This window comes from Pseudoalteromonas agarivorans, assembly GCF_024518735.1.
Lineage (GTDB): Bacteria > Pseudomonadota > Gammaproteobacteria > Enterobacterales > Alteromonadaceae > Pseudoalteromonas > Pseudoalteromonas atlantica.
The window spans coordinates 67,941-79,448 of sequence record NZ_JANIGJ010000002.1 but is presented as its reverse complement, the minus strand read 5'-3'; the positions used below and the strand labels follow the sequence as shown (position 1 = coordinate 79,448).

7 protein-coding genes and 1 pseudogene are annotated in these 11,508 nt (G+C 39.1%); 7 read left to right on the top strand and 1 reads right to left on the bottom strand.

Annotated features, from left to right (window positions below; translation table 11 throughout):
* The first annotated feature begins 49 nt into the window (after positions 1-49).
* The 4 genes from NQT65_RS04725 (at position 50) to radD (ending at position 4,583) form a co-directional block, all read left to right on the top strand.
* On the top strand, positions 50-1,873 hold the full coding sequence (locus NQT65_RS04725; protein ID WP_256850617.1) for a putative 2OG-Fe(II) oxygenase: 1,824 nt from the start codon (positions 50-52) through the stop codon (positions 1,871-1,873).
* A gap of 14 nt (positions 1,874-1,887) precedes the next feature.
* Complete coding sequence (locus NQT65_RS04720) at positions 1,888-2,118, top strand: hypothetical protein (RefSeq protein WP_256850616.1); 231 nt, start codon at positions 1,888-1,890, stop codon at positions 2,116-2,118.
* A gap of 233 nt (positions 2,119-2,351) precedes the next feature.
* Positions 2,352-2,654, top strand: coding sequence for an H-NS histone family protein (locus NQT65_RS04715; RefSeq protein WP_138684596.1), 303 nt, complete (start codon positions 2,352-2,354; stop codon positions 2,652-2,654).
* Between the two features lie 177 nt (positions 2,655-2,831).
* The gene (gene radD, locus NQT65_RS04710; protein WP_256850615.1) at positions 2,832-4,583 is read left to right on the top strand and encodes a DNA repair helicase RadD; all 1,752 of its coding nucleotides are present in this window, start codon (positions 2,832-2,834) and stop codon (positions 4,581-4,583) included.
* A 16-nt stretch (positions 4,584-4,599) separates the two neighbouring features.
* On the opposite strand, the gene NQT65_RS04705 is transcribed toward radD, so the two are convergent.
* A complete protein-coding gene (locus NQT65_RS04705) occupies positions 4,600-4,935 on the bottom strand; it encodes a ribonuclease E inhibitor RraB (RefSeq protein ID WP_024033700.1) in 336 nt (111 codons plus the stop codon).
* Positions 4,936-5,172: 237 nt separating this feature from the next.
* Between NQT65_RS04705 and NQT65_RS04700 the strand changes: the two genes are divergently transcribed.
* The 3 genes and pseudogenes from NQT65_RS04700 to NQT65_RS04690 all read left to right on the top strand — a co-directional run bounded on the left by NQT65_RS04700 (position 5,173) and on the right by NQT65_RS04690 (position 11,461).
* Positions 5,173-6,876 carry an autotransporter assembly complex protein TamA gene (locus NQT65_RS04700; RefSeq protein ID WP_408003090.1) on the top strand — a complete coding sequence of 568 codons (1,704 nt, stop codon included), beginning with the start codon at positions 5,173-5,175 and terminating at the stop codon, positions 6,874-6,876.
* Positions 6,876-10,559, top strand: a complete 3,684-nt coding sequence (gene tamB / locus NQT65_RS04695) for an autotransporter assembly complex protein TamB (RefSeq protein ID WP_256850614.1) — start codon at positions 6,876-6,878, stop codon at positions 10,557-10,559. Before NQT65_RS04700 ends, tamB begins: the two co-directional genes overlap by 1 nt.
* A 20-nt stretch (positions 10,560-10,579) precedes the next feature.
* Positions 10,580-11,461: pseudogene (locus tag NQT65_RS04690) on the top strand (peptidylprolyl isomerase).
* Positions 11,462-11,508: the final 47 nt, after the last annotated feature.

The following is an 11,508-nucleotide window of genomic DNA, read 5'->3' as shown; positions in this document are numbered from 1 at the left end:
AATGCTAAGGCCGGTATATTATCGGCCTTTTTATTATTTAAGAGAACATATGCAAAGCCAAGGCATGTCATTTCAAGATGTAAGCAACTTAATCCTTAAGGAAATTAATAATAATAATTTCCTTAAGGCATTAAAAATTGCTAATTCGATTAAAAGTAATGAATCGAGTATTGTAGCGCACCTTCATCACTTAAAATCTATAGCATACCAAAAGAAAAAAGATTATATATTATGTTTAGCCGAGATTGAAAAAGGTATTAAACTAAGTCCACGTCATTTTCATTTAAATGTAAATAAAGCAAAATTATATAACTTGTTGGGTGAACCTGATAAGTCAATAAAACAATATTTAAATGTATTGGCTATATATAGTGACGATATAGAAACACTTTATAATATCTCTGTTTTGTACTTTAAAAAGAATGAATTTACTAAAGCAAAAGAATACATTGATAAAGCATTTACACTATCCCCTAAAAATGCAGTTATTCTCAGTGCAAAAATAAAAACAGACTTAAAGCTTGAGAAGTTTACTGAGGTCGATAGGCTCACAGATGATTATATTCGCAATTTTGGTGCTGATGCTAGTATTCTCAATAGTAAAGGGTTGGCTTTAAAAGCTTTATGCTTTTGGGATAAAGCAATTATAACTTTTGAGCAAGGCTTAAAATTAAGCCCAGGTTTAGTTGAAGCTAAAAAAAATATAGCCAGTTGCTATCACTTAGCCGGTAAGTTTAAAAAAGCCAAAGCAATATATACAGAACTAACAACTATCAACCCGCTAGATTTAGACAGTCATCATTGGCTGAACCAAATGCTATGGGAAACTGCAGACTCTGGTTTTTTATCCTCATATAACCATGCTTTAAAAATAACAGGAAAAAATACCGCACTGGAAGCTGAGCTTGCACAAAAGCTTTATACATCGGGTAAGCAAACTGAGGCTTACAAAATAGCAAAGCAAATACTCTCTCAAAGCAATTGCCCACAAAAAGCGTTTTCTATAGTGGGTGATTACGAACGTGAAAACAGCTTATTTGATGAATCTTTAAAGACCCATTTAGCTGCCAGTAATAGGTTTAAGAATAATCACGCGTACATAGAATTAGCCAAAAGCTATATTGCGATAGATAAACCAGATCACGCATTGAACATTATAAATAAGTTATTAAATCAAGACGAATATAACCAAGAGTACTTGTGTATTAAAAATACAGCACTGAGATTACTAAAAAGCGAGCTGTACTCATATTACTGCAATTATGATTTATTTGTTATGCAGGAGAAAATAGCAACACCTTCTGGCTTTGCTTCTATAGATGATTTTTTAACTGAGCTTAAAGATACGTTAAAACAGTATCATTATTATCAAAACCATCCTTTAGAGCAATCTTTAGTGAATGGTTCTCAAACCGCAGAAAAGTTATTTGATTATCAACTGCCGATACTAAAAATGCTTAAGCAGGAGCTATACGAGTTAACGTCATGCTTTTTATCAAGGCTTCCAAAAGATAATCAACACCCTTTTTTAAAAAGAAATGTTGGTGATTTTAAAGTAACTGATTCATGGTCGGTAATTCTGAAAGGTAAAGGTTTTCATAAAAATCATTATCACAGCCAAGGTTGGATGAGTTCACCATTTTATGTATCTATACCCACGCTGATATCTGAATCAACCAACCAAGAAGGGTGGTTAAAGCTAGGTGAGCCAGGATTTAATATGCACACTAAGCTTTTACCTGAGACAACATTAAAACCAGAGGAAGGCAAACTTATTCAATTTCCATCCTATTTTTGGCATGGGACTAATACCCTAAATAGTGAAATGGAACGAGTAACAATTGCTTATGACATACTCCCTCAACACACTTAAATTAAGGATAAACAATGAAACATCTTTGTACCATATTATTAGTAATTTTAGCTTCAGGTTGCACTAGTGCAGCAGCACTTAACGCCAGTGAAAGCGATGGCAAAATATGTAAACTCGAAAAAACCACAGGTAGCAACATTGCAACAAGAGTGTGTAGAACACCTGAACAAATTGCTTACCAAGAAGAATTAAGCCAAGAGGCAATGAGAGAGATGACCCGTGGTAGTGTAAAAATTGATAAATAGACTTTAACTTTATAAGTTTATTAACCTCTATTAAAAAATTAATAGAGGTTAAATATTTTTTATTTGATATTAAAGTCCATTACTATACTTATTCTATGCTGATTTCTCATGCTAAAGTATTTGCTTTTATACCTTTTGCTATGGAGTAAAATTGCTCATGGTAAAAATATATTGTTGGGTTTATACTTGCTTTGAAACTAAAAAGTTAACTCCAACAAGCAAGAGAGATATAAATGAAAGAAGTTCGATCTTTTATTAAAACAGCATCATTAACTGAGCTAGAAAAAGCACAACAATTAATCACTGATGCGATTGCAAAATATACTGAGCAGCTACAAGCTAAACAGGAAGTGTTGGATCTTTTAAAAGAAAAAGGACTTACGTTAGAAGATTTACAAGACGGTACTGCAGATAAACGTACTAAAGTAAGAGCTAAGTATCGTATTGAAGTAGATGGCGAAGTGATTGAATGGACCGGTCGTGGTCGTCGCCCTAAAGCGTTTGAAGGTGTTGATTTACAAAAGCACCTAGCTTAATAAAGTAACAGAGAAGCTACGGCTTCTCTTTTTAATGGCGTATAACTTAATAACTAAACTTAGGCTAAGGCTTACGCTTTGTACGCTAGATTTAATTGGCCAAAACTTACCTTAAACTCCCCGCAGTCGCTTAGTATTTGTTAAACTGCATTTCTGGTTATTCTATTTACTATTTTCATGAGCTATAAATTAAGGCCGTATCAGCAAGAGGCCGTAGAGCGCACCGTTTTACATTTTCGAAAAACAAATGATCCTGCCGTGATTGTACTGCCTACCGGTGCGGGTAAAAGCCTGGTTATTGCAGAGCTTGCGCGAATTGCTAAGCAAAAAATTTTGGTGCTTGCACATGTTAAAGAGTTGGTAGAGCAAAACGCACAAAAATATAAAAGTTTTGGTTTAGAAGCGAGTATATTTTCAGCAGGGTTAAAAGAAAAATCACTCAGCCACCAAGTTACTTTTGCCAGTGTTCAGTCTTTATCGCGTAATTTAAATAAATTAAATGAGCATTATTCTTTGCTTATTATTGATGAGTGCCACAGAGTAAATGGTGATAAAAAAAGTCAATATGGAAAGGTTATAAATACGCTCAAAGAATATAATCCTCAGTTAAAAGTATTGGGTCTAACGGCCACACCTTATAGATTAGGAATGGGGTGGATATACCATCATCATTACCATGGTTTTGTAAAAGGTAATAAAGAAAGTCCATTTAAAAACTGTATATTTGAATTACCGCTCAGGTATATGATCAAACATAATTACTTAACGCCGCCAAATGAAGTGGACGCGGCAATTAGTCATTATGATTTTTCGTCCTTGGCTACTAATGCGTTTGGTCAATATACGACTGATGACATGAATGCGCTTGTAAAAAATAGTGAGCGCGCAACGCAAGCTATACTGAAGCAGGTAATACAATACAGTGAAACCCGCCAAGGCGTGATGATATTTGCGGCAACGGTGATGCACGCGCAAGAAATTTTAACTTATTTACCCGCAGAGCAAAGTGCCCTTATAACTGGCGATACCCCAAATGTAGAGCGCGATAAATTAATAAATCAATTTAAACAAAAAAACATAAAATACCTCGTTAATATTTCTGTTTTAACCACCGGATTTGATGCGCCGCATGTCGATTTTATCGCTATTTTACGTCCCACCGAATCGGTTAGCTTATACCAACAAATTGTTGGCCGTGGGCTTAGGCTAAATGAAGGAAAAACAGACTGCTTAGTTATAGATTACGCAGGCAACGGCTTTGATTTATTTCACCCTGAGGTGGGCGATAAAAAAGGTGATAGCGATAATGAGCCCGTTCAAGTGCTTTGCCCTGGGTGTGGGTTTGCAAATATTTTTTGGGGAAAAACCGATGCTGATGGCAAAGTAGTTGAGCATTTTGGCAGGCGCTGCCAAGGTTTATTAAAAGATGACGAAGGCCATAAAGAGCAATGCGATTATCGGTTTAGGTTTAAAGAGTGCGAACAATGTGGCGCTCAAAACGATATAGCAGCTCGTAAATGCCATGATTGTGGCGCAGTAATGGCCGACCCCGACGACAAGCTACGTAACGCCCTTAATTTGAAAGATGCGTTAGTACTGCGCTGTAGTGGGTTATCAGTGGTAAAACTTAAAGATGATTTAATTAAAATAACCTACTTTGATGAAGATGGTGCAAGTTGCGATGAGGTATATAACCTTGCCAGTAAAGGCGGGCAGTATATTTTTAATAAACAGTTTGGTAAACGTCTAGGGCAGGGGCAAGCGCCTGTCGAATTTAAAAGTGCTGAGCAGGTAATTAAGGCACAGTTCGATTTAGTGCACCCCGATTTTGTTATCGCGCGTAAAAGTAAAAAGTATGGCTGGAAGGTATCTGATAAATTATTTGATTACACTGGCAACTTTAGAAAAGCTAATCAGTTAAGCGGTTAAGCTTAACTGATTTTTGTTAAGCGGCGTCTTCGTCCATTAAACCCCAGCCATCGCCATAGCCATTGTAACTGTTAGCAATACTTTCAAGGTATTGCTCTGCTTGGCCAAGCAATGTGTGCTCTGGCACCATTTGTACATGAGTAATCACTTCCCACACGCCAGTGTCTTTACATTTTTCAACGTTTGCGCTTTGTACTAATGCATCAGAGATTATTTCTTTGGCAAATTTTTCAGCATCAGCTTGTTGTTCAAATAAAATGAAAAAATCGATTTGGTGCATTTTGCTTAAATCAACGCCAGCAGCGGCTATTTCGGCTAAAAGTTGGCCGTTATCATCATCAGGGAATTGCATTAAAAACTCATTTAAAATTAATTTTGTATTCGTAGCCACTATTGTAACCAAAATATTGCTTTAAAGCGTATTAATTTTGACTTTATAGGCATTAAAGGGGAGTGAAATTTGGTGCAAGATTACCATTAAGTTAATGTGTTGCTCATTATGGCTATGGTAGTATGTAACTCATTGGTGGTTAAATTTTAAAGAATAAAAAGTAAGGATATTTACTTGTTCAAACAGTTATTACGTTTTGTGTTTTTTTTAGCTTTTTTTATAAGCACTCAAGCCAGCGCTGAGCAAAGGGTAATTGAAGATTACGAAATTAAAGGGATTAGTGGCGAGTTAGAAAGTAACGTTGAGCTATATTTAAAACAACTGGTTGGCGAAAAACCCACCAGAACCTTGCGTCGCTATGCTAAAAAGCAAGTGCAAAGCAGTATTAAAGCGCTGGGGTATTACAACCCAACGGTAGACATTGAGTTTGATAAAGACGACAAAGAGCTTATCGTTAAAGTAGAGCGCGGCCCTGCAACGCGCATAGAAGCTATCAATATAACGCTTAATGGTGAGGGTAAAAACGACTCGCAATTACAAAACGTTATTAAAAACTTAAATTTAACCCAGGGCGATGTTCTTAATCATGGCAGGTACGACTCAGCTCATAAAAAAATAGAGTCAATGCTATTAGAGCTAGGCTATTTTGATGCTAAATGGCCAGCCCGAAAGCTTGCGGTATCAGTGCAAAAAAACAGTGCCGTTATTACATTTAATATAGATACCGGCGTGCGCTACACGTATGGCAATATAATCATTGCCAGCGAAACCCCCGCAGAAAAATACATTCGTTCACTTGCACCTTTTACCCAAGGGCAAGCTTATAAAGCCACACAAATTGCCGATTATAACCTTGAGCTCTCAAGCACACCGTATTTTGCAAGCGTGCGTATTTATGCCGATATACCAGCCAGAGCTAACGGACAAGTGCCTATAAATATTGATGTGCTACACAAACCTGCTAATAGCTACGAAGTAGGCGGTGGCTTTAATACCGAGCTGGGCCCGAAAGTGCGTTTTAAATGGAGTAAACCCTGGATCACAGAAGATGGGCATTATCTGGAAAGCAATTTAAATGTAGCTGAGAAACAGCAAGATATTTCTATGGCATACACCATTCCGGTAGATGACCCTAACGACGATTTATGGCGTTTATCAGTGGGTTACAAGTTAGAAGATGAACTTGCCGATGACATATACAGTGAAATACTGACCGGCCAACTGCAACGCCAATGGTTAACTGAAGATAAATGGGTACGCACGGCCTTTTTACGTCGTGACCAAGAAACATACCGCATTGGTGATGAACCAGAAGAAAGCACCGAAATGCTTATGCCCGGTATTAGCTATGCCCGCAAAAAGTCAAAAGGAGGCACAACGCCTTATTGGGGTGAGCAGTGGCTAATTTCGGCCGAGTTTGGTTTAGATGATGTACTTTCAACCACAAACTTAGTGCGGGTGCAGCTGCAGCATGCGTGGCTGCGAACCTATTTAGATAAACACTTAGTTTTTTTAAAAGCAAACGTGGGCGCCATGCTGGTCGATAATATTGAAAACGTCCCTTACTCGCTGCGCTTTTATGCCGGTGGTGACCAAAGTGTACGTGGCTTTGCTTATCAGTCTATTTCACCTGAAGATGAAGACGGTGATTTAATTGGTGGTAAATACTTACTAACCAGTACTATTGAATACAATTACCAATTTGCACAAAATTGGCGCGCCGCTTTATTTGTTGATGGCGGTACCGCCACAAATGATTTTTCGGACGACTTTGAAGTGGGCGCAGGCTTTGGCTTTCGTTATTTAACACCCATTGGCCCCGTAAAAGTAGACCATGCATGGGGGCTTACTAAAGAAAGTAAAAGCACACGTTTAAGCATTACCATAGGGCCAGAAATTTAATGTCAGTATTTAAAAAAATATCCGCCGCCGTCATCGGCGTTTTAATCACGCTTGCCGTTATTATATTTTGCTTGTTATTTACTGCGCCCGGTAATCAATTTATTGCTTATAGTGCCAATAAAATGGTGGACGGCTTACATATTGAGATTAAAAAAGGGCGCTTTTTATATAACAACCCGTTTAATGTGAGTTTTAAAAACCAAAGTACAGATTTTAAAGCGCAGCAGCTTAAAATAGATTTATTTTGGTGGCAGTGCGATGGCCTATGTATTGAAAATGTAAGCGCGCGGTCAATAAAACTAGCCCTTGGCAATGCACCCGAAGCCACACAACAGAGCACCTCAGAGCCATTAGCTAAAATTACGTTTCCCTTTAATATTGCCGTTAAAAATGTAGCAATAAACGAATTTGTATTAAATCATCCCAGTGCTGATGTAACCGTAAATAACTTTACCCTTGCAGCGAAAGCTGAAGATGCAACCTTAGCACTAAAAAGCCTAACTATTAGTGATGTATTGGTAAAGCTTAAAGAGCAACCCGCCTCATCTAATCAAGCAACGGCTAATCAAGGCCAAGCGCTAACAGCGCTACCTGCGTTACCAGATATAGAATTTACATCGCCCCTTAATTTACGGGTAGAGCAGTTTGACGTTAAAAAGGTGGATATTGAGCAAGGTGAGCAAACTCACACAATCGAAAATATAGCGCTTGTATTAAATGTAGAAGATGAAAAAGTTAACTTACAAACGCTTAGCGCGCAGTATCAACAATGGCAATTAAATACAGAGTTAACGAGTGAGCTTGCAGGTAACTTACCATTAAACGCTAAAGTAGCGCTAAACAGCGACTTGCACCAAGCGAATTTAGCGTTAAGTGGTGATCTATCTGATTTAAATATAAATTTACAAACGACTGGTCAGTACCCATTAAATTTAACGGCAACGGCTAATTTAAAACAAAAAAATTATCCGTTTGAACTTACTGGTAAAGTTGAGCAATGGTTGATTGACGCTCAAAGTAACGAGCTAAAAGTAAATAATGTTGATTTATCAGCTTCGGGTAATGCGGATGATTACACACTAAGTTTAAAAGCGCATAGCCAATTAGGTGCCTATCCAGCTGTAGTATTAAACACGCAATTAAACGGCTCGCTTAGCCAAGCGCAGTTAAGTACCTTAAGCCTAAAAGCAAACGACAGTAGTGCAATATTTAAAGGTAATGTTAATTGGCAAAAGGGCATACAAGCCGATTTCACCGGTTCGTTAAATAGCTTAAAAGTACAATACTTAACAGATGCGCTTACAAGTAATATTTCTGGCCAGCTAGAAGGGCGCTTTAACAGCGAAGGGCAAAACTGGCACTTGCAAATGGATAATACACAACTTGCAGGTACACTGAACCAAACACCGCTTGAATTTGCCTCAAACTTTACACTTAACAATACGCTAAAAGCCAACATAGACAGCCTGTATTTAAGTAGCGGTGCCAATAAATTAACCTTGAGCGGGCAAGTTGACGACACCTGGCAGGTTGACGGAAAAGTAACACTGACAGGAAATGAGCAAACTAATCTGCCATTCGTTGCAAACGGTAAGGCCGATTTAAAAGTTAGAGGGCCCCGTTTAACCCCCGCCGTTGATTTATCGTTATTACTCGATAACTTTATGTATAACGACATAAACGTTAACAAACTCGCCCTTAACGGTCAGCTCGATACAGCCGCAGATTGGCAAACCGATGTGAGCTTAAACGTAGGCTCAGCAATGGTTGCTGATCAGGTAATTAATAGTGTTGAGCTAACTGCCACTGGCGATAAAACCGACCATCAGCTGGTTGCCGCCATAGATGCAGAGCAAGGCGCTGCTGAACTTGAAGTAACCGGTAAGCTCAATAATGACGTATGGAATGGCTCGCTGAGTAACATAACGCTAAGTGACAAAAAGCTCAGCTTTAGTAATAGTAAAAAAATTGCGGTGATGTTTAATACCCAAACCAGCGATTTTGATGTGAGTGCGCATTGCTGGCGCTCAAACAATAGTGAGCTATGTATTAACACCCTAGCGCAAACTAAAAACTTGGGTCAATTTAATGCTACGTTGAGCAATTTAGCGCTTGAAGAGCTTAAACACTTTTTACCAGATAACATGCGTACGCGTGGCGATATAAGCGGCGACTTTGCTGCAAATTGGAACGAGGGCGCATTAAAAACACTTCGCGCTAATTTAAATGCGGATGACCTTGTTGCTGTTCTTACCTCAGAGGAAGACCGGTTTAAATTGCCCATCGAGACGCTAAAAGTTAGTGCCTACACTGACTCTCAAACGGGTAAGCTAGAGGCCGATTTACGCTCAAGTGTGCTTGGTAAAATAGCCACCGAAATTAATATTGATGATATTCAAAATCAGCAAACATTAAACGGTCACCTTAATATAGATAAAATATTGCTATCAGACTTACATCCATTTCTCGAAACCCTTGAGCAATTAAAAGGCGATATAACAGGTAACGTGGCAGTTGCCGGCACTTTGCAAGACCCTTTATTAAATGGTGAGCTAAATGTCAGTGATATCAATTTAGAAGGTGAGCAGTTGCCGGTGGTGTTGCAAAAATCTAATGTAAACATTTTATTTGATAAAACCACCGCCACAATTAAAGGTAATTTAAACGACACCCAAGGCGGTAAAATCAACCTAACCGGCGACGTAGATTGGCAAGGTGCACAGCCTGAGGTAAATGTAAGCGTTAACGGCGAGCAGTTTTTTGTTCGCGCGCAGCAAGGCGTGACGTTTAAAGTCTCGCCTGATTTAACCATTGGACTTGCAAATAATGCATTAAAGCTGACTGGCGAAGTGATTGTGCCTTATGGCAGGGTAATGATTGAAGAGCTGCCAGAGGGCGCCGTTCAAGTGAGTGACGATGAGATTATTGTTGATCAACAAACTGAAACGGCAGAAAACGTGCCGTTTGATTACGATGTAAATTTAAAAGTGATTGTTAAAAACGATGTAAAAATAGAATCGTTTGGTCTTGAGTCGAAAATAGCGGGCGATTTAGCCATCAAAATGAGCCAGGGCGCCCCTATAATTGCCACCGGCGAGCTAAATTTAATCGATGGTACGTATTTAGCTTTTGGCCAAGATTTAATTATTAGTACTGGGCAAATAGGGTTTAGTGGCTCGATTGAGCAACCGTTTTTAAATATTAAAGCCATACGTAATCCAGACACCACAGCAAACGATGTTGTGGCAGGTGTTACGCTTACTGGTAACGTTGAGCAACCTACCTTAAAAGTATTTTCTGAGCCGGCAATGGATCAAGCACAAGCGCTGGCCTATTTACTCAATGGGCAGCCGCTAGGCGAGGGCGACAGTTCAAGCGATGCCATGCTTACTCAGTTATTGCTCTCACAAGGGGTGAGCCGCAGTGAAGGCGTTGTATCTAAAGTTGGCGAAACCATTGGTTTATCTGATGTAAGCTTAAGTTCAACGGGCTCTGGCGATAACACTAAGCTTGAAATATCGGGCTATGTAGCGCCTAGCTTACAAGTTAAATACAGCGTTGGGGTATTTGACTCGCTCAGCGAGGTCGCTATTCGCTATCAGCTGCTTTCGCAATTTTATGTAGAGATCACCAGTGGTTTAAATCAAAATGTTGATTTACTCTATAAGTTTGATTGGGACTAAATAGGCAGTATAAGGATTATATGAAAGGACTATATTTAGCAGCACTAATAACAGGATTAACTGGGTGCGCCCAATACACAAAGCAACACGCGGGCACTTAACAAACCCCAATCCGTAGCGCAAGCGAGGTAATAAAGCACGCTAAAGCGCACGAATGGCGAAATGTAGACAGGCAAAATGTTTTAAAAATTACGCTGCCTACAGGGGAGGCTTATGTTGAGCTTAACCCACAGCTTGCAGCTAAACATACTGCGCACATAAAACAACTTGCACGAGAAGGCTTTTATAAAAATACCCGTGTTTATCGTTTTGTTGAAGGGTTTGTAGCACAAGGTGGCGACAGCTCAGGCAATAAAGCAATTAAAACGGCTAATAAAACTGTGCCTGCAGAGTTTTACCATAGCACCGCACAGCCGCTTAAAATTACAGAGCTACAAGGCGATGGTTACGCGCCTGTAACGGGGTTTTTAAACGGTTTTGCTGTCGCACAAAACGCCTCTAATACACAAACTTGGCAGGTACATTGCCACGGTGTGTTTGCCATGGCGCGTGGCAATGAGATAAACAGTGCAAGCACTGAATTTTTTGTCACCATTGGCCAAGGTCCGCGCTACCTTGATAAAAATATTACCGTATTTGGAAGAGTGCTTGAAGGTATGCAGCACTTTAATCGTTTACAGCGTAAGCCTGTTGCTAATACGCCATTTAACCCAATTACAAACATTGAGGTGTTAGCCGATATTAAGCGTGATAAAAGTACCTTTAATGTTATGAAAACAGACTCGCAATCATTTAGAGAATTGATTGAGGCGCGAAAAAATCGTACCGAACCTTGGTTTGTATACGCCCATAATTATGTTGATGTGTGCGCAATGCCTATTCCGACTAAGCGCATTGACTAGCTTATAGCGGGTATAAAAAAGGAGCTTAAGCTCCTTTTTTATGGTGA